An 18,889-nucleotide genomic window follows, 5' to 3' on the forward strand; every position below is an offset into this window, starting at 1 on the left:
CTTCCCGGATCCCGGCGGCGGCGGGTCCACGACCCGCCGCCGCCCCGATCCCGCATGCCTTCCCGCACCGCATTCAAGGAGAAAACCATGCCCCGCAGCGTCCTCATGGAGGAGCTCGACGCGTTCACCTACCGCGAAGCCATCGCGGACGGCGCGCCGGTCATCATTCCGGTCGGCTCGATCGAGCAGCACGGACCGCACCTGCCGCTCAACACCGACGTCATCCTGTCCAAGGCCATGAGCGCCCGTCTCGCCGGGGTCATTGGGGGCCTCGTCGCTGCGCCGGTCGTGTATGGGTACAAGTCGCAGCAGCGTTCGGGCGGCGGGAACCACCTGGGCGGCACCACCAGCCTCGACGCGACGACGCTGATCTCGATCGCCAGGACGCTCACACTCGAGTTCGCCCGGCACGGCGCACGCCGGCTCGTGTTCCTCAACGGCCACTTCGAGAATTACCAGTTCCTCTACGAGGGAATCGAACAGGCCACGGCCGAACTGGCACGGCGCGGCCAGGACGTGTCCGCCATCCTGCTCTCGTACTGGGACTTCGTCGACGAGGACACCATCGAGGAGATCTACCGCGGCTCCTTCCCGGGCTGGGACGTGGAGCACGGCGGCGTCCTGGAGACTTCCCTCATGCTGCACCTGCACCCCGAACTCGTCCGCCTGGAGCGCGTCATGGACCTGCCGGCCGCGCAGTTGCCCCGCTACGACGTCCTGCCGGTCCGGGCCGAACTCACGCCCGCATCGGGCTGCCTCTCCTCCGCCAAGTCCGCCTCGGAGGCCGCCGGGCAGCTCCTGCTCGAGCGGACTTCCAAGGCCCTCGCCGAGGCGATCAGCGCCGAACTCGCCGCGCGGTAGCTGCACGGCAACCACCAATTTCCATCACCCACGCAACACAACCCCTGAAAAGGAGACACACCATGTCCGTCGACACCACCGTCACGAACGTCACCGAACTCGAGCGCCTCAAGGTCCTGCACAACGGCAGCAAGGGCAAGCTCACCTTCTCGGATGCGGAATTCGAACGCCGCCTGGCCGGCCTCCGCCGGATCATGGCCGCGAAGTCGCTGGACGCCGTCGTCCTGACCTCGTACCACGGCATCAAGTACTACTCGGACTTCCTCTACACGACCTTCGGCCGCAACTACGCCCTGGTGGTCACCGCCGAGGATTCGGTCACCATCACGGCGAACATCGACGCCGGCATGCCGTGGCGCACCTCGTACGGCGAGAACATCGTCTACACCGACTGGCGCCGCGACAACTTCTACTTCGGCATCCAGGAAGCGCTGCGCCAGCGCGGCGTCAAGGCCACCCGCCTGGGCGTCGAGGACGACGCCCTGCCCACCCTGACCCGCGAGAAGCTCGCCGCCGCGTTCCCGGGCGCGGAACTCCTCGACGTCTCCCAGGACGCCATGCGCCAGCGCATGATCAAGTCCGCCGAGGAGATCGAGGTCATCAAGCACGGCGCCCGCATCGGCGACCTCGGCGGCGAGGCCATCCGCAACGCGATCCGCGAAGGCATCACCGAGTACGAGGTGGCCCTGATCGGCACTGAGGCCATGGTCCACGAGATCGCCCGGACGTTCCCGGACCGCGAAGTCCGCGACACCTGGGTCTGGTTCCAGTCCGGCATCAACACCGACGGCGCCCACAACTGGGCCACCACCCGCAGGCTGGAGAAGGGCGACATCCTCTCCCTCAACTGCTTCCCCATGACCTCCGGCTACTACACCGCCCTGGAACGCACCCTCTTCCTCGGCCAGCCGGACGAGCGCTCGCTCGAGCTCTGGAACATCAACGTCGAGGTGCACCGCCGCGGCCTCGAGCTCATCAAGCCCGGCGCAGTCTGCAAGGACATCGCCGCCGAGCTCAACGAGATCTACATCGGCTACGGCCTCCTGCCCAACCGTACCTTCGGCTACGGCCACTCCTTCGGCGTCCTCTCCCACTACTACGGCCGGGAGGCGGGCCTCGAGCTGCGCGAGGACATCGAGACCGTCCTCGAGCCGGGCATGGTGGTCTCCATGGAGCCGATGATCACCGTTGCCGACGGACTCCCGGGCGCCGGCGGATACCGCGAGCACGACATCCTGGTGATCGGCGAGGACTCGGTGGAGAACATTACCAAGTTCGGCTTCGGCCCGGAGCACAACATCGTCGGAGCCTGATCCTCCGCGGGACATGTCCCTTCTTCACCGCGGCCAGTGGACATATGAGCGATAGGTCCACTGGCCGCGGCCCGGAGCGGACATGTCCGCACCCCGGTAGGGTGGCTAGGCCAGGACCGCGAGCGCCTCCTCCACGGTATCCACGAGGTGGATGCGGCCGGCCATCGGTTTTCCCGCGGCGAGCGCCTGCAGCATGGGCCAGGCCGGGTACGTCTCCTGCCAGTATCCGCGCCCCACCAGCACCATCGGGGTGATGGTTTCCGGCGCACCATAGTAGTTTTCGCAGGCGTCCTGGAAGATCTCCTGCACCGTGCCGGCCGAGCCGGGCAGGAACACGATCCCGCCCGTGCACAGTTGCAGCAGGATCGCCTCGCGCACCGAGTTCGCGAAGTACTTGGCGATGTGGGTGGCGAAAAGATTGGGCGGCTCGTGGCCGTAGAACCAGGTGGGAATGCCCAGTGTCGCGGTCCCTCCCGGGTGTTGCCCGACGACGGCGGCCGCCGTCCGCGCCCAGTCCGTCACCGAGGGCCGGAAGCCCGGCGCGGCGGCGAGGCTTCCGAGCGCGGCGGTGAAGTCGCCGTCGGGCAGTCCGCTGAGGTAGGCGCCGCAGTTGGCGGCTTCCATAGCGCCGGGACCGCCGCCGGTGGCCACCGTGAGGCCGGAACGGGCGAGGAGCCGGCCGAGCCGCGCGGCGTCGGCGTAGTCCGCGGTGCCGCGCCGGGCCGCATGGCCGCCCATCACGCCCACCAGCCGGGTACCGGCGAAGTCCCCGTTGGCCAGGGCTTCGTCCAGGGCGTCGCCGATGGCGTGGTCGTGCAGGGCAGCGGCGAGGGTCGCATCGAGGCTGGTGCGCTGGCCGGGCAGGATGCTCCACTGGTAGATCCTGGCGTCCGGGGTTGCCTCGTATTCGTGCCCGGCGATGTCCTCGTAGAGTTCGGCCGCGGTGTACAGGCTCCCCCGGTACGGGTTGAAGGGGATGCCGCGCAACTTCGGGAAGATCAGGGCGCCGCGGCTGCGCAGGCTGTCCTCCACACCGGCGTCGAACGTGCAGCCGAGGAAGATGGCGCCCTGGGCGTCGAGGGCACTGAGTTCGCGGCTCCGGCCGCGCAGGTCCAGCGACTGGGCGTGCCAGCCGTGCATCGTTCCGGCACCGGCACTGACCAGCCTGTCGAAATGCGCCACGCTCTCGACGTCGAGGGTGCGCGGGCTCGCTTTCAAGCTGCCACGGTTCAGGCGGCCGGATGGTGTCATTCGATCAGCTTAGGCATTTGCTGGTCCTTTCCGGGCGGCTCCGTAGCAGAATGGGCAGATGCAGCCTTCACACGGTTCCCCGCGCATCGGCATCCCGGTCCGGCTCAGCAGTTCCGAGGGCGCCGATCCGCGCGTCGGCAAGGCCAACGGACTCTTCGGATTCATCGTGGAACTGCTCCACAGGGCCGGCGCGGAGACGGTGTTGCTGGATTCTGCCGGCGATTCCGCGGGCGATGTCCGCGGACTCGACGGCGTCCTGCTTCCCGGCGGCGGCGACCTCGACCCCGGCCTCTACGGCGAGGAGCCCGGCCCGGCGCTGTACGACGTCAACACCGCCCAGGACGAGCTCGACATCGCGGTGGGCAAAGCGGGCATCGCGGCCGGGATCCCGGTGCTGGGCATCTGCCGCGGCCACCAGCTCCTGAACGTGCTCTACGGCGGCACCCTCATCCAGGACATGCACCCCTCAGAGGTTGCGCACCGGATCGCGGCGGCCGCGGACCCGGCGGCGGAGGAACCGGCGGCGGAGGCCGCGGCGGCGGAGGAACCGGCGGAGGCGGCGGCGGCGGAACCGGCGGCGGAGGTCGAGGACACCTGGGCCGAGAATTCCTGGGCGTGGCACGACGTCGGGCTGACCGCGGGCTCCCGGCTCGCCGGCCTGTACGGGGCGGCCGGAGAAGGCGCGCCGGCGGGGCGCCCGGCCACGACGGTGCGGATCGCGTCGGGCCACCACCAGGCCGTCGCGCGGGTGGGTGACGGCCTGGTGGTGACGGCGGTGGCCGACGACGGCACCATCGAAGGCCTGGAGGACCCCCAGCGTTGGGTGGTGTCCATGCAGTGGCATCCGGAGGCCGCGCGCTTGCCGGACGAACAGCGGCTGGCGCCGTTCCGGGCCTTCGTGGAGGCGTGCCGCAACGGCCACCGCACCCCTTGAGTGCTCATTTGTGGCGGCTTTTCAGCGGAAATACCTGCCACAACTGAGCACTCAACGCTCGCCGGTGCGCCGCAGAGCCTCCCGGACCTTCGCCACGACCGGCGGCCGCATTCCCTTTAGGTCCTTGGCGCTGATGCGGACCTCGGTCCAGCCGAGCCTGGCGGTCCGGGCTCCACGGTCGATGTCCTTCTGGTACTGCAGCTCATCGCCATGGACACCCCCGTCGTACTGAAGGCTGATCCTGTAAGACCGGTAAGCCGCATCCGGCCAGAGAACCGGAAACCCGCCATCGTCGAACAGAACGACATTAAGCTCCGGCTCCGGCAGGCCATGGTCTCTCAACAGCAGCCGCATCTTCGTCTCCTGCGGCGAATCCGCGCCGGGACGGATGAGGTCCAACGCGGAAAGCGCTTGAACCTTCCCTTTCTTCTTGGGGTGTTTCATGGTGACTGCGCGCAACTCGTCCAAAGTACAGATCGGTTCCCTTGGGAAGGGATGGTCCGGGCCATGACGGTTGACGAGGTAGTCGCCGGCGGCCACGAGGTCATACAGGGGAAGGTGGTGCGACAGGTCCAGCCAAGTCCTGGCCGGTGAGGTGATCCGCACCCCGTTGACCATGATCACTTCGCCCGGAAGCAAGAGTGTCCGGTGACCCACCGTGCCTCTCCGGCGTGGATGCGTCCCGCCTCGCGTCCGGGAGAGGTGGATCCGGTCATCGACCCAGCCAGGCAACGGGATACCGCCTGCCTTCGCGGCGGTAATCTCGGAAACCACGGTCTGATCGTCCGAGGCCGTATATCCACGCAGGCTTTCCAGGAGTCCGGGCAGCTCGCTGTCCGGTGCCCGGATTCCCCGCGACGGGGCGGCAAGGTCTTTGGCTCGCAGCCTGCTGCGGCTCAGGCCGGCAGCCGTGGCTTCGGACGTGGTGAATGAGGCGGTCCTGAACAGACCCGGCAATTCGGAAAGACGCATGGGCTCATCAGAACAGCCAAGCCCGCGGGGCTGGAGGACCCAATCCGCCTATGTGGATAAACCCACAATCGGTCCCCCTTGAGTGCTCAATCGTGGCGGCTTTTCCGCGGAAATACCCGCCACAACTGAGCACTCAACGGCCTGAGGCGGGGCAGCTCAAACGCCGGCAGCGGTGGTGCCGTCCAGCAGCGGAACGGCCTTCCATTGCCCGTCCGCAGCGGAGGCTTCCGCCGCGGAGACGATCGCGGCTGCCGAGGCGGCGTCGTGGATGTTGGAGTTCAGCTGTTCCCCGCCGGTGACGGCCACCAGGAACTTCTTCGCCTCGATCACCTTCAGGTCGTCGAAGCCCATGGCACAGCCGGGTCCGGGCTGGAACCGCGCGTAGTCCCCGTGCCGCGGACTGCCGGTCACGGTGGTGTAGCCCTGTTCGTCGTTGTTGCGGCCCAGCACCACCTGGAGTTCGTTCATCCGCTCGAAGTCCCATTTCAGGGAGCCCTCGGTGCCGTAGACCTCCAGGCGGTAGCCGCAGTCCCGGCCCACCGCCACACGGGAGGATTCGATGGTGCCCACCGCGCCGCCGGCACCGGCGCCGAAACGCACCAGGGCGGCCGCGTAGTCCTCGTTCTCCACGGGCCCCATTTCGCCGCCTTCGATCACCGCGAAGTGGGTGCCTTGGCCCATGGCCAGTTTCGGCCGTTCGGTGTGGACGGTACTGGTCAGGGCGGTGATGTCCGAGATGGGGCCGACGACGTACTGGCACAGGTCCGCGGCGTGGCTGAACAGGTCGCCCAGCACGCCGCTGCCGGCGAGCTTGCGGTCGAAGCGCCAGGACAGGGCGCCGTTGGGTTCGGCTGAGTAGCCGGCGAGGAACTCGGCGCGGACGTTGGTGATGCGGCCCAGCTTGCCTTTCGCCACCAGCTCGCGGGCGTGCTCGACGGCGGGAGCGTGCCGGTAGTTGAAACCGATGGAGCTGTGGACGCCGGCCTCGATCGCGGCGCTGCGCACCGCTTCGGTCTCCTCGATCCCCCGGCCCACGGGCTTCTCGATCCAGAAATGCTTGCCGGCCTTCGCCGCGGCGATGCCGATCTCGGCGTGCAGGAAGTTCGGTGCGCAGATGGAGACGACGTCCACGTCCGGGTGGGCCAGCACCTCGCGGTAGTCCGTGGTGCCCTCCGCGAAGCCCAGGACATCCTTGGCGTAGTCGATCCGGCTGGGTTCGGTGTCCGCTGCGATGACCAGGCGGGGGCGGATCCCCAATTCCGGGTACACCAGGGGCAGTTGCGTGTACGCCTTCGCGTGCAGCTTTCCCATCCAGCCGACGCTGATCAGGCCGACACCGACACTACGGATTTCAGGGGACATGGGACTCGCCTTTCAGCTGTCGGAGGGAGCACGGGCCACGGCTGTGTGGCGCGCCTCACGCAGAACGCCAGACGATCATATGAACGTCAGTTTGTCCTGTCAATAGTTCTTATTTCCCGACGGCGGCACCCCAGCCGGGCGCCCCCCGTTGAGTGCTCACTTGTGGCGGGGTTTCCGCGAAAAATGTCGCCACAAGTGAGCACTCAACTCCCTGCGGGCCTGCCCTTACGCGTCCACCAGGGCCGCGGCGTCCTTGAGGACCTTGGCGGCAACCTCCAGGCCTTCGATACGGCCCAGCGAAACGTCCTCATGCTCGATGTTGACGAGCATGTCCGGGTCCACCTCGCGCAGGGCGCGGAGGAACTCGGCCCAGTAGGCGGTGTCGTGGCCGCGGCCCAAGGCAACGAAGTCCCACGCGGACTCCTTGGGCCATTCGTTGGCCCATTCGTCCCCGCCGAGGTTGGTGCGCGGCTCGTCGGCGGAGAGCCTGCGGAAGGTGTTGTCCAGCACGCCGTAGAGCCGGGCATGCTCGGTGTTGACGCGCACGTCCTTGGCCGCGGCATGGAAGATAAGCGGGCCGAGCTCGCGGACCACCGCGACGGGGTCCATTTGCTGCCAGAACAGGTGCGAGGCGTCCAGTTCGACGCCGACGTTCGTGGCGCCGGTCAGCTCCACGAGCTTGCGGACGTCCGCGGTGTTGAACACCAGGTTCTGCGGGTGCAGTTCCAGGGCCATCTTGACGTCGTGGTCGCGGGCCAGGAGGTCGATCTCCTTCCAGAAGGGCACGGCCACGCCCCACTGGTAGTCCAGGACGTCCAGGGCCGCGGAGTTCCAGGCGTTGACCACCCAGTTGGTCACAGTGGCGCCGGGCTCGCCGCCCGGCAGGCCGGACATGGTGACCACACGGTGCTGGCCCAGGCGCTCGGCCAGGCGGATGGAGCGGCGGATGTCCTCCGCGTGCTTCGCACCGATTTCGGGTTTGGGGTGCAGCGGATTGCCGTTGCAGTTCAGGCCGGCAATGGACACCCCGGTGCCTTCGAACAGGCCCAGGAAGTCGTCCCGCGCTGCGTCCGAGACCAGGATGTCGTCCAGGGTGGGCACGTGCACGGCGGGCAGGAAGCCGCCCGTGTTCAGTTCGATCCCGGTGAGGCCCAGGTCGGCAATGACCTTCAGGGCTTCGGGCAGGGAGCGGTCATGCAGGATTGCGTTGTAGACGCCGAGTTTCATGATGGTCTTTCTCAGAGTTCGATGCGGGAGCCGCCGGCTGCGGCGGAGCGGGCCACGGCATCCAGGATGTTCATGCTGCGCAGGCCGTCCTCGAAGGTGGCGCAGCGGGGCAGGGATTCCTCGGCGGAGAGGCCGGCGACTTCCTCGAGGAAGGCCCGCGACTGGTAGGCGAAGGAGTCGTTGTGGTTGTAGCCGACGCCGGGGGCGTCCATGGCCATGCCGTTGGCTACATAAGGCAGCTCCGGGCCGATGAGGACCTGGCGGTAGCCGTTTTGGGCGTACGGGCCCTGGTTCAGGTAGAGGCCGAACTCGGCAGGGCGGTCCTGGTCGTAGCGTGCGGCGCCGTTCTCGCAGAAGATCTCGAAGGTCAGCGAGTTGGGGTGGCCCGCGGCGATGCGGGAGACCTCCAGGCTGCCCTTGCAGTGTTCGAATTCCGCGGCGTAGGCGGCGTAGTCATCGTTTTCCACCTGCTCGAAGACGTCGCTCACGGCGCTGTGGTCGTGGCCCATGACGGCGCCCAGCGGCAGCGGACGCTTTTCGATCGCGGTGTGGAACTGGCCGCCGGACACCGCCCGGGTCTTGCCGCAGAGGAACTCGGAGATGTAGGTGGTGTGGCTGCCGAGGTCCGCCAGGGCGCCGGAGCCCGGTGCGCCCTTGTAGCGCCAACTCATGGGCGCGTGCGGGCTGCAGGAGTAGTCGGTCCAGTAGCGGGAGGAGAAGTGCAGCGGCCGGCCCAGGGTGCCGTCGTCGATCAGCTTGCGGATGGCTGCGATGGCGGGCGACCGCAGGTAGGTGTAGCCGATGCGGGCCAGGACACCGCGTTCCTCGGCGGCGCGGGCGGCGGTGAGCATCGCCTCGGCGTCGGCGATGGAGTCGGACAGCGGCTTCTCGCAGAGGACGTGCTTTCCGGCGTCGAGCAGGCCCTCCACCACCTCGCGGTGCAGGGAGTTGGCGATCACCACCGAGACGACGTCGATGTCATCGGCCTCGGCAATGGCGCGCCAGTCCGCGTCGTGGCGTTCGTAGCCGAAGCGGCGGGCAGCAGCCTGGCCGAATTCGGCGTTCACGTCCCCGATGGAGACCAGCTTGATCTCCGGCAGTGTTGGGGCAAAGAGGCTGCTGGCCACGCGATAGCCTGCAGCGTGGGACTTGCCGGCCATGCCGGCACCGATGACGGCGACACCGAGCGGCTTGCTCATGGTGGTTCTCCTTGGAAATTGTGGTGTGCGTTGGGTAACATTTGGAGCGCTCCAAACGAGAGTAAGGCTGAGTAATTTGTCCTGTCAATACACCAATAGAACTGCACTGGCCCTGCTGGTCGCCGCGACGTTCTTCCTCGAGTTCCTCGACGGCACGGCACTGGCCACGGCACTGCCCGCCATCGCCCGGGATTTCCAGGTGGCTGCCGCGGACGCGAACGTCGCGATGACGGCCTACCTCCTGGCCGTGGCCATGGGGATTCCGGCCAGCTCCTGGCTGGCGGGGCGCTTCGGCTTCCGGCGCATCTTCTGCCTGGCCATCGCGGTCTTCACCGTCGCCTCGCTGCTCTGCGCCCTGAGCCCGACCCTGTGGGCCCTGACGGCCTTCCGCGCCCTGCAGGGCCTGGGCGGGGCCATGATGGTACCCGTCGGTTCGCTCCTGGTCCTGCGGGACACCCCCAAGAATCAACTGCTGCGCATGACGGCCTTCCTGGTGTGGCCCGGTCTCATGGCCCCCGTCCTGGCGCCGCTGGTCGGCGGACTGCTCACCCAATACCTGTCCTGGCACTGGATCTTCCTGGTGAACCTGCCACTCGGTGCCGCGGCCTTCCTCGCCGCGCTGCGCCTGGCCCCCCGCACGACGCCGGACCGCACGGCGCGCCTTGACTGGCCCGGCGTCGTGCTCACCACACTGGGCGTCGGCGCCCTGGTGACCGGGCTGGAACTGCTGGGCTCGGGCCACCAGGCGGCGGCCGCCGTCGGGCTCCTGCTGTTGAGCGCGGCACTCCTGGTGGCCGCCGCGCAATGGATGCGCCGCCGGGGCCCCGCTGCCCTGTTCGATCTCGGCGTCTTCCGCGTCCACACCTTCCGCGCCACGCAGACCGGCGGTCTGGCCTACCGGGTGGCCGTCACGTCCATCCCGTTCCTGCTGCCCCTGCTGTTCCAGGACGGCTTCGGCTGGGATCCGGTGCATGCCGGCGCGCTGGTCACGGCCGTATTCATCGGGAACATCGCGATCAAACCCGCCACCACTCCCCTGATCCGACGCTTCGGCTTCAAGCCGTTGCTGGTCATCGCCGGCACCGGATCGGCACTCACCTTCGTGGCCTGCGCAGCCCTCGGCCCCGGGACGCCGGATGCCGTGATCGTGGCGCTCCTGGCCCTTTCCGGGGCGCTGCGTTCCCTCGGGTTCTCGGCGTACATGAACGTCCAGTACGCGGATGTTTCCGCCGGGCAGCTGGCCAGCGCGAACGCGGTCGCGAACACCCTGGTGCAGTTGGCGCACGCGCTGGGGGTCGCCGTCGGGGCCCTGTTCATCCGGGCGGGCGCCGCGCTCCTGCCGGTAGCAGACGGTTCGCCGGATCAGTACCGGGCCGCCCTGCTGGGGGTGGCCGCGCTCATGCTCCTCAGCGTGGTGGATTGCCTCTTCCTGCCCCGGCACGCGGGCACCTCGGTGAGCGGCCGCCGCCCGGGGACGGTGAAGGCATGAACGCCCGCCCCACCATCTACGACGTCGCCCAACGCGCCGGCGTCTCGAAGTCGCTCGTCTCGCTGGTCTTGCGGGACGCCCCGCATGTGGCCGAGGCCAAGCGCGAAGCCGTGAAGAAGGCGATCCAGGAGCTCGGCTACCGGCCCAGCCGGGCCGCGAGCGCGCTGGCCAGCCAGAGCACGCGCTCGGTAGGCCTGCTCATCGACGACTTCCGGAATCCGTGGTTCGTGGAACTGCTGGCCGGGGTCCGCTCGGTGCTGGACCCGGCCGGCTACACGGTGACCGTCGCGGACCTGCGGCTGGAGGAAGCCAGCGGCCGCAACCCGGTGGACGGCTTCCTGGCCCAGCATGTTGACGCCCTGGTGGTGGCCGCCGAAGCGCCCCCGGAGATGGTGCGGGACGTCCGTGTCCCGCTGGTCATCGCGGGCACCCGCAGCCTCACCCCACTGCTTGGGAAGTCGCTCGACGACGGTGCAGCCGATGTGGTGGCCGGGGACGACGACGCCGGCGGGCAGCTTGCCGCCCGGCACCTCCTGGCGCTGGGTCACCGCCGCATCGCGCACCTGAGCGGGCAGGGCGCACCCGCCGAGCACCGCAGGCGGGGCTATGTCCGCGCTATGGCGGAAGCCGGGGCCGAGCCCCTGGTGTACGGGGTCGACGGCGGCACGGACGAGGCCAACGGATTCCGGGCGATGCGGCAGGCCCTCGACGCTGGCGGCCGGGCCGCGGGCGGGCCGCCCACCGCGGTGTTCGCCGCCAACGACGTCATGGCCCTGGGCGCCATGGCCGCGCTGCGTGACGCGGGACTGCGGGTGCCCGAAGACGTCTCGGTCCTTGGCTACGACGACTCTCCGCTGGCCGCCTACGGCTACATCAGGCTGAGCACCGTGGACGGCCACAGCAGGAGGCTCGGGGCCGAGGCGGCACAGATGGCGCTGGACCGGATGGCCGCCCCGGCGGCACCCCCGCGCCGGCTCCTGCTGGAACCGGCCGTCGTCGAGCGGTCCTCCGTGCGCGAAACGATTGCGTAAGCGCTTTCACACTTCCCCCCAATCCCGTTACAGTGTGTGATGCAGCGCATATTCCCCGCTGCTGCCACGCGCGTGCACAAGGAGGTCCGATGGGCGGAATGACCAGCGACGGGATGGGGACGCTCCCACAGGTTCTCTCGGCTCTGGAAGCGGAACCGACGCTCCGCCGCAAAGGACCGGACTGGACGTCGTTCCTGGCCCGCGTGGACCAGTACGTGCCCGTGCTTGAAGGGCTCTTCGCCTCGCTCTACGGCAACCGCCCGGATTGGCGGGACCACCTGGCCGCGCTCGTGGTGGAGTGCGCAAAATCCTGGCAGGACCGCCCCGCGGACCTGAAGGAACTGGACGCCCGGCGCGAGGCCGAGCCGCAGTGGTTCGCCTCCGGAGACATGCTCGGCGGGGTCTGCTACGTGGACCGATACGCGGAGAACCTGGACGGGTTGCGCGCCCGCATCCCCTACTTCAAGGAACTCGGCCTCAGCTACCTGCACCTCATGCCGCTCTTCCTCGCCCCGGAGCCCAACTCGGACGGCGGCTACGCGGTGTCCAGCTACCGGGACGTCAACCCGAAGCTCGGCACCATGGCCGGTCTGCGGGAGGTGGCCGCGGAATTGCGGGCCAACGGGATCAGCCTGGTGGTGGACTTCATCTTCAACCACACCTCGGACGAGCACGAATGGGCGCGGCGCGCGGCCGCGGGCGAGCCCGAGTTTTCCGACTACTACTGGATCTTCCCGGACCGCACCATGCCGGACGCCTACGAGCAGACCGTGCGCGAGATCTTCCCTGACGACCACCCGGGCAGCTTCGTGCAGCAGCCGGACGGCCGGTGGGTGTGGTGCACCTTCCACACGTTCCAATGGGACCTCAACTACGCCAACCCGGCCGTGTTCCGGGCGATGGCGGGCGAAATGCTGTTCCTCGCGAACCAAGGCGTGGAGATCCTGCGCATGGACGCGGTCGCGTTCATCTGGAAGCAACTGGGCACCGCGTGCGAGAGCCTGCCCGAGGCCCACGAACTCCTGCGCGGCTTCAACGCCGTGTGCCGCCTCGCCGCGCCGTCGCTGCTGTTCAAATCCGAGGCGATCGTCCACCCGGACGAGGTGGTCCAGTACATCGATCCCGCCGAATGCCAGATTTCCTACAACCCGTTGGAAATGGCGCTCGGCTGGGAGGCCCTCGCCACGCGGGACGCCTCGCTGCTCTCCCAGGCCTTGGAGCGGCGGCACAACCTGCCGGACGGGACCGCCTGGGTCAACTATGTGCGCAGCCACGACGACATCGGCTGGACCTTCGCCGACGAGGACGCCGCGGAACTCGGGATCAACGGCTTCGACCACCGCCGCTTCCTCAACTCGTTCTACGTCAACCGCTTCCCGGGCAGTTTCGCGCGCGGGGTCGCGTTCCAGGACAACCCGCGCACCGGGGACTGCCGCATTTCCGGCACGACGGCGTCCCTGTGCGGCCTCGAGGACGGCTCACCGGAGGCGGTGCGCCGGGTCCTTTTGCTGCATTCGGTGGCGATCAGCACCGGCGGCATCCCGCTCATCTACCTCGGCGACGAGGTGGGCCAGCTCAACGACTACGGCTACGCCGAGGAACCGGGCCACGAGGCCGACAGCCGCTGGGTCCACCGCCCGCACTACCCCGCCGGACGCTATGACCACCGCCGGGATCCGTCGACGCCGGAGGGCACCATCTTCGCGGGCCTTAAGCGGATGCTCGGCGTGCGTTCCGCGACGTCCGAGCTCGCAGGGAACCCGCTCATCGGCTTCAACGCCAACAACCGGCACGTCCTGGGCTACCAGCGCCCGGGAGAGGGCCGCACCGTCCTGGTCCTGGCGAACTTCGCCGATACGGCCCAGCACGTCTCCGCCGAGACCCTCTCAGGCTTCCTGCCCGAGGCCACCGAACTCCTGGGCGGCCGGGCCCTGTCCTTGGCGGACGGTGTGACTCTGGGAGCCCAGGAGTTCGTGTGGCTGGCGGTGCAGGCAGCCTGAGCCCTTACTCGCCCGGGTAGGCGATGCCGAGTTGCCCGCGGGCCTCGTCCATGGCGCGCAGCGTGCGCAGGGTGGCTTCGAGCGGGCGCTCCGCCACCTCGGTGCCGCCTGCGGCGATGGCGCGGGCCACGGCGGCGGCCTGGAAATGCAGCCCGTCCACATGGTTTCCGGGCTTCCCGTCCCAGCGGTGTTCCGTGCCGTCCTTGGTCCGGACCGTGAGCCCGCCGGGGCCGTTGAACGGTCCGTCCATCACCAGGGTCGCCTCGCTGCCCACCACGGTGAACGTGGCCGGGGTGAAGCCGCCCATGGTCGTGGCGAGCGCGGCCTGGGCGCCGCCGTCGAAGTCCAGCAGCGCGGAGAGCCGGCCGTTGACCGGCACCCCGCCATGGCCCGGAACCGTGGCTCCGCGCGCGGTCACGGCCGTGGCCTCGCCGGCCAGGTCGGTGGCCAGGGCGAACAGGTAGACACCCAGGTCGAGCAGCGGTCCGCCCGCCAGGGCGGGGTCGTAGGCGCGGTGCGACGGCGGCAGGTACTCACCGTAGTCCGCCACGATCTGCGTCACCGCGCCAAGCCGGCCGTCCCGCACGAGCTGCTGGACGACGTCGTACCTTGGAAGGAAGACCGTCCACAGCGCTTCCGCCGCGAAAAGCCCCCGGGCGGCGGCTGCGGCCCGGATGGTCTCCGCCTGCGCGGCATTGATGCCCATCGGCTTCTCCACCAGCACATGCTTCCCGGCCTCCAGCGCGGCGAGCGCCACGTCCAGATGGGCGGTGTGCGGGGTGGCGACGTAGACCACGTCCACGTCGGGGTCCGCGGCGAGGTCCTCGTAGGAACCGTGGGCGCGCAATCCCCGGGGCGCACCGAAGGCCGCGGCGCGCTCCACGCTGCGGGAGCCGACGGCGGTGACGCGCTGGCTGCCGTGCCGCAGCAGGGATTCGACGAAGCGTTCGGCGATCCAGCCCGGCCCGGCCACGCCCCAGCGGAGGCTGGGAGCTTCCATGGCATCGGGGACCCGGGGTTCCGGGAAGACAAAGCCGCTCATGTGCGCACCCCTGTTTCCTGCCGGGTGCCCTGGTAGGCGACCCGCACGAAGGCGCCGCCGCTCCGTTCGGATTCGAGCAGGGCGGCTGCCACTTGCGAGGCCCTCAGCCCGTCCGCGGCGGTGGCGAGCGGCGTGGGCGTCCCGTGCGCCAGGGAGTCGATCCAGGCCTGCAGCTGCAGCCGGTAGGCGTCCGCGAAACGGGGCCGCCAGTCGGCCGGGTACTCGGTGGACCTGCGGCGGGCTGTGCTGGTCTCGAGCAGCGGCGAGTCCGTGAAGCTGGCCGTGCCCCGCTCGCCCACCACCTCGCAGCGGGTCACGTAGCCGTAATCGGCGTTCAGGAAGAGCTCCAGGGTGACGAGCATGCCGTCGGCCATGCGCAGGAGCATGAACGAGGGGTCCTGCAGGCCCGCCGGGGCCAGGGACGTGGATTTCCGGCCGGACAGCCACGCCACCTCGGTGATGGGCTGCCCCAGCAGCCACGGCATGGAATCCAGTTCGTGGATGGCCGAGCCCGTGATGGCGAAGGCGTTGCTGGCGTCCGGTGCGCCGCGGACACCCCGGCTGATGTTGTGCACGGTGAGGACCTCACCCAGGTCGCCGTCCGCGATGCGCCGCCTGAGCTCCACGTGGCTGGGGTCGAAGCGGCGCATGAAGCCCAGGGACACCAGGCCGCGTCCGCCCTCCAGCTCTACGAGGTCCCGGCACTCTTCAACGGTAGGAGCCAGCGGCTTCTCGCATAGGACCGGCTTGCCGGCCGCCAGGCAGGCGGTCACCAGGGCGGCGTGCGTGGAGTCGTGCGAGGCGATGATGACGGCGTCCACCTCCAAGTCCGCGATCAGCGCCTCCGGACCAGTGCTGCTGCGCGCCCCGGCGGGGGCGGCCGCCTCCGCCGCCCGTCCGGCGTCGAGGTCGGCCACGAGGACCACCTCCGCGCCCCGGACAGACCGGCTGAGAGTCCTGATATGGTCGGCGCCCATGATGCCGGCGCCGATCACTCCGACCCTGATGGTCATACGGTCCTGCTTTCTGCCGGAGCGTCCGCCTGCACGGCGGCCGCTTCTGCCCGGACTTCCTTGAGTTGTTCGGTGTGCCCGCCGATCTGTTCGAGTTCGTGGGCGAGCTCGGCCAGTTCGGCACCGCCGGCCATCTGGGCGGTGAGCTCTTCGAGGGTGATGTCCTTCTTGTCGTAGTAGCCGATGCTCCGTCCGCGCTTGAGCAGGAGGAAGCGGTCGCCCACCGGGAAGGCGTGGTGCGGGTTGTGGGTGATGAAGATGACGCCCAGGCCGCGGTCGCGGGCCTGCAGGATGTAGCGCAGCACCACGCCGGACTGCTTCACGCCCAGCGCGGCCGTGGGCTCGTCCAGGATGAGGACCTTGGCGCCGAAGTACACGGCACGGGCGATCGCCACGCACTGGCGTTCACCGCCGGAGAGCTGGCCGATGGGCTGTTCCACATCGCGCAGGTCGATGCCCATGTCCTTCAGTTCCTTCTTGGTGATCTCCTTCATCCGCGCCACGTCCAGGCGCTTGAAGGGACCGAAGCCGGTGGTCAGCTCCGAGCCGAGGAAGAAGTTGCGCCAGATCGGCATCAGGGAGACCACGGCCAGGTCCTGGTACACGGCGGCGATGCCCGAGTCCAGGGCCTCGCGCGGGCTGTTCAGCTTGCGCTCCTCGCCCATGATCGTGAAGGTGCCGTGGGTGTGCTGGTGGCGGCCGGCGATGATCTTGATGAGGGTGGATTTACCGGCGCCGTTGTCGCCGAGCACGCAGGTCACGCGGCCATTGTCCACGGCCATGGTCACGTCCGTCAGGGCGATGATGTTGCCGTAGTGCTTGGCTACCTTGTCGAGCTTGAGCAGGTGCACGGGGCGGTCGGTGAGCGGGTCCGTTTCGTCGGCCAGCAGGGTCTGGTTGGAGATGTGCTTGGCCGTACTGTTCTCAGTCATGGTTGCGCCCTTCCTTATTTACTCGCGTCCGCGCGGCGCTTGACGATCAGGTTGACGATGGTGGCCAGCAGGAGCATCAGGCCCAGGAAGAACTTGAACCAGTCCGGGTTCCACTGGGCGTACACAATGCCCTTGTTGGCCATGCCGAAGATGAAGGCGCCGATCGCGCCGCCCACCGCGGAGCCGTAGCCACCGGTGAGCAAGCAGCCGCCGATCACGGCCGCGATGATGTAGAGGAACTCGTTGCCCACGCCCTCGCCGGACTGGACGGCGTCGAAGGCGAAGAGGTTGTGCATGCCCAGCAGCCAGCCGCAGAAGCCCACGGCCATGAACAGGCCGATCTTGGTCTTGGTGACCGGCACGCCGACGGCGAGCGCGGCGTTGTCGTCGCCGCCCACGGCGAAGATCCAGTTGCCCACCTTGGTGCGGAGCAGGACCCACGAGGCCACGGCCACCAGGAGGATCCAGTAGAAGATGGTGATTTTCAGTTCGACGCCGCCGATGGTTATGGAGGAGGCGAACACGGCTCGGGCGGACTCGAAACCGTCCAGTTTCGCGATGGACGGGGAGGAGACGCTGCCGCCGACGGCGCGGGTCAGGGCCAGGTTCAGGCCGGTCAGCATGAGGAAGCTGGCGAGGGTGACGATGAAGGACGGGAGCTTGGTCTTGATCAGGATCCACCCGTTGATGAAGCCGATGGCCAGCGAGATGACCAGGGCCACGCCGACGCCCACCCAGGCGTTCATGGAAAAGTACCAGGAAAACAGGGCCGCCGTGAGGGCCGAAGAGATCACCGCAACACCGGTGGAGAGGTCGAACTCACCGCCGATCATCAGCAGCGAGACACCAACGGCCATGATGCCGATGGTCGAGGAGCCGTACAGGACGGTGGCCAGGGCGTTGGGCTGGGTGAAGGTGGGGGCCACCGAGGCAAAGAAGACAAACAGCGCGACGGCGCCGACGAGGGCGCCGACCTCCGGGCGGGCCATCAGTTTCTGGAAGGGGTTTCGCTTCGCGACACGCTCGTCCACCACGGGAGCATGCGGAGCAGTGACAGTTGATGACATGGGGATACTCCTGGGTTGCGGGGTGCCGCCCGGCCGGGACCGGACGGCACCCCCGGGTACGGCCGTTTAGCGGACGCCTTCCTTGGCGTACTTGAGGGTTTCGGCGCCGTTCTCCTTGTCGATGATGGCCGGGCCGGTCAGGACCGCCTGGCCGCCGCCGATCTTGAAGCCGCCGCGCTTGTTCTGCCACAGCGAGTCCACGGACATGTAGCCCTGCAGGTACGGCTGCTGGTCCACGGTGAACAGGACGTTGCCGTCCACGATCTGCTGGGCCAGATCGGCGTTGAGGTCGAAGCTCGCGGCCTTCGCCGAGCTGCCGGCGTCCTTGATGGACTTCAGGAGGGTCAGGGTGATGGGTGCGCCCAGGCCGATGATGGCGTCTGCGTCCTTGGTGGCCTGCAGCTTGGCGGTGGCGGTGGACTGCACGCTGGTCATGTCCTGGCCGTTGACGTAGAGCACCTCGGTGGCCGGCACCTTCGCCTTAACACCGGCGCAGCGGGCCTCCAGGCCCACGTGGCCCTGCTGCTGGATGACGCAGATGGGGTGCTTGTAGCCGCCGGCCGCGAGCTTGGTGCCCACGGCCTCACCGGCAAGCTTTTCGTTCGAGCCGAAGTGCGTGAAGGCGCCGAGCGCAGCGGAGGCGTCCTCGCCGCCGTTGAAGCTCACCACCGGGATGCCGGCGTCGATGGCCTTCTTCACGACGTCCTTGAGCGCGTCCGGGGTGGCCAGGGTGACGGCGATGCCGTCCACCTTCTGGTCGATGGCTTGCTGGACCAGTTGGGCCTGGCGTCCGGCTTCCTGGTCATTTGTGTAGAGCAGTTCGACGTTGTCCTTCTTGGCTGCCTCCTCGGCGCCCTTGCGGACGATGTCCCAGAACGTGTCGCCGGGGGCCGCGTGCGTGATCATCGCGATCTTCAGGCGCGGGGTGCTCACTGCGGCTTGGCCGCCACCATTGCCGGTGCCACTGTCGGCGGGCTTGCCTCCCTGTGCGGAGCAGGCCGCGACGGCCAGCAGGGGTGCCATCAGCGCGACGGCGGCGACACGGCGCCAGGTGTTTTTCTTCATCCGAATCTCCTTCGATCCTTTCCCACGGAACGGCGTGGGGGCTGCAACCGATCATGGGTGATCGCCATCACAATAGTCAATAGTTTGTCTTGACATATTTACGTCACGATAAATAATGGGATCAGGAAACC

16 protein-coding genes are annotated in these 18,889 nt (G+C 68.6%); 6 read left to right on the top strand and 10 right to left on the bottom strand.

From position 1 onward, the window contains the following. The first annotated feature begins 87 nt into the window (after nt 1–87). Together D3654_RS15020 and D3654_RS15025 are read left to right on the top strand one after the other, a co-directional pair. Nucleotides 88–861 (top strand): creatininase, encoded by a 774-nt coding sequence (locus D3654_RS15020; RefSeq protein ID WP_120522285.1) that lies wholly within the window; start codon nt 88–90, stop codon nt 859–861. A gap of 62 nt (nt 862–923) precedes the next feature. After that, nucleotides 924–2,174 carry an aminopeptidase P family protein gene (locus tag D3654_RS15025; RefSeq protein WP_120522286.1) on the top strand — a complete coding sequence of 417 codons (1,251 nt, stop codon included), beginning with the start codon at nt 924–926 and terminating at the stop codon, nt 2,172–2,174. Nucleotides 2,175–2,279: 105 nt separating this feature from the next. Here D3654_RS15025 and D3654_RS15030 read toward each other — a convergent pair whose 3' ends face one another. Beyond that, the gene (locus D3654_RS15030; protein WP_120522287.1) at nt 2,280–3,425 is read right to left on the bottom strand and encodes an LOG family protein; all 1,146 of its coding nucleotides are present in this window, start codon (nt 3,423–3,425) and stop codon (nt 2,280–2,282) included. 58 nt (nt 3,426–3,483) lie between these two features. Here D3654_RS15030 and D3654_RS15035 point away from each other — a divergent pair, with 58 nt between their 5' ends. Further along, nucleotides 3,484–4,359, top strand: coding sequence for a gamma-glutamyl-gamma-aminobutyrate hydrolase family protein (locus tag D3654_RS15035; RefSeq protein ID WP_120522288.1), 876 nt, complete (start codon nt 3,484–3,486; stop codon nt 4,357–4,359). A 51-nt stretch (nt 4,360–4,410) separates the two neighbouring features. Here the strand turns inward: D3654_RS15035 and D3654_RS15040 are convergent, their stop codons facing one another. From D3654_RS15040 to D3654_RS15055, 4 genes are all read right to left on the bottom strand, one after another. Further along, complete coding sequence (locus D3654_RS15040) at nt 4,411–5,331, bottom strand: endonuclease domain-containing protein (RefSeq protein ID WP_120522289.1); 921 nt, start codon at nt 5,329–5,331, stop codon at nt 4,411–4,413. A gap of 156 nt (nt 5,332–5,487) precedes the next feature. Beyond that, nucleotides 5,488–6,693 carry a Gfo/Idh/MocA family protein gene (locus tag D3654_RS15045; RefSeq protein WP_120522290.1) on the bottom strand — a complete coding sequence of 402 codons (1,206 nt, stop codon included), beginning with the start codon at nt 6,691–6,693 and terminating at the stop codon, nt 5,488–5,490. 225 nt (nt 6,694–6,918) lie between these two features. Then, nucleotides 6,919–7,920: a sugar phosphate isomerase/epimerase family protein gene (locus D3654_RS15050; protein WP_120522291.1), complete on the bottom strand. Its 1,002-nt coding sequence runs from the start codon at nt 7,918–7,920 to the stop codon at nt 6,919–6,921. 11 nt (nt 7,921–7,931) lie between these two features. After that, on the bottom strand, nt 7,932–9,119 hold the full coding sequence (locus D3654_RS15055; RefSeq protein ID WP_120522292.1) for a Gfo/Idh/MocA family protein: 1,188 nt from the start codon (nt 9,117–9,119) through the stop codon (nt 7,932–7,934). A gap of 67 nt (nt 9,120–9,186) precedes the next feature. Here D3654_RS15055 and D3654_RS15060 point away from each other — a divergent pair, with 67 nt between their 5' ends. From D3654_RS15060 to D3654_RS15070, 3 genes are all read left to right on the top strand, one after another. Continuing rightward, nucleotides 9,187–10,608: an MFS transporter gene (locus D3654_RS15060; protein WP_425359426.1), complete on the top strand. Its 1,422-nt coding sequence runs from the start codon at nt 9,187–9,189 to the stop codon at nt 10,606–10,608. Next, nucleotides 10,605–11,639, top strand: coding sequence for a LacI family DNA-binding transcriptional regulator (locus D3654_RS15065; RefSeq protein WP_120522294.1), 1,035 nt, complete (start codon nt 10,605–10,607; stop codon nt 11,637–11,639). The genes D3654_RS15060 and D3654_RS15065 overlap by 4 nt, the downstream gene beginning before the upstream one ends. An 89-nt stretch (nt 11,640–11,728) precedes the next feature. Beyond that, complete coding sequence (locus D3654_RS15070) at nt 11,729–13,639, top strand: alpha-amylase family glycosyl hydrolase (protein ID WP_245413261.1); 1,911 nt, start codon at nt 11,729–11,731, stop codon at nt 13,637–13,639. Nucleotides 13,640–13,643: 4 nt separating this feature from the next. Here the strand turns inward: D3654_RS15070 and D3654_RS15075 are convergent, their stop codons facing one another. The 5 genes from D3654_RS15075 to D3654_RS15095 all read right to left on the bottom strand — a co-directional run bounded on the left by D3654_RS15075 (nt 13,644) and on the right by D3654_RS15095 (nt 18,758). Next, a complete protein-coding gene (locus D3654_RS15075) occupies nt 13,644–14,681 on the bottom strand; it encodes a Gfo/Idh/MocA family protein (protein WP_120522295.1) in 1,038 nt (345 codons plus the stop codon). Next, nucleotides 14,678–15,694 carry a Gfo/Idh/MocA family oxidoreductase gene (locus D3654_RS15080; protein WP_120522296.1) on the bottom strand — a complete coding sequence of 339 codons (1,017 nt, stop codon included), beginning with the start codon at nt 15,692–15,694 and terminating at the stop codon, nt 14,678–14,680. The genes D3654_RS15075 and D3654_RS15080 overlap by 4 nt, the downstream gene beginning before the upstream one ends. Then, nucleotides 15,691–16,626, bottom strand: a complete 936-nt coding sequence (locus D3654_RS15085; RefSeq protein ID WP_120522297.1) for an ATP-binding cassette domain-containing protein — start codon at nt 16,624–16,626, stop codon at nt 15,691–15,693. The genes D3654_RS15080 and D3654_RS15085 overlap by 4 nt, the downstream gene beginning before the upstream one ends. A 14-nt stretch (nt 16,627–16,640) precedes the next feature. Next, nucleotides 16,641–17,693 carry an ABC transporter permease gene (locus tag D3654_RS15090; RefSeq protein ID WP_205571824.1) on the bottom strand — a complete coding sequence of 351 codons (1,053 nt, stop codon included), beginning with the start codon at nt 17,691–17,693 and terminating at the stop codon, nt 16,641–16,643. Between the two features lie 66 nt (nt 17,694–17,759). Then, the gene (locus D3654_RS15095; protein ID WP_120522299.1) at nt 17,760–18,758 is read right to left on the bottom strand and encodes a substrate-binding domain-containing protein; all 999 of its coding nucleotides are present in this window, start codon (nt 18,756–18,758) and stop codon (nt 17,760–17,762) included. Between the last annotated feature and the right edge of the window lie 131 nt (nt 18,759–18,889).

This window comes from Arthrobacter celericrescens, from assembly GCF_003614925.1.
GTDB lineage: Bacteria > Actinomycetota > Actinomycetes > Actinomycetales > Micrococcaceae > Arthrobacter > Arthrobacter celericrescens.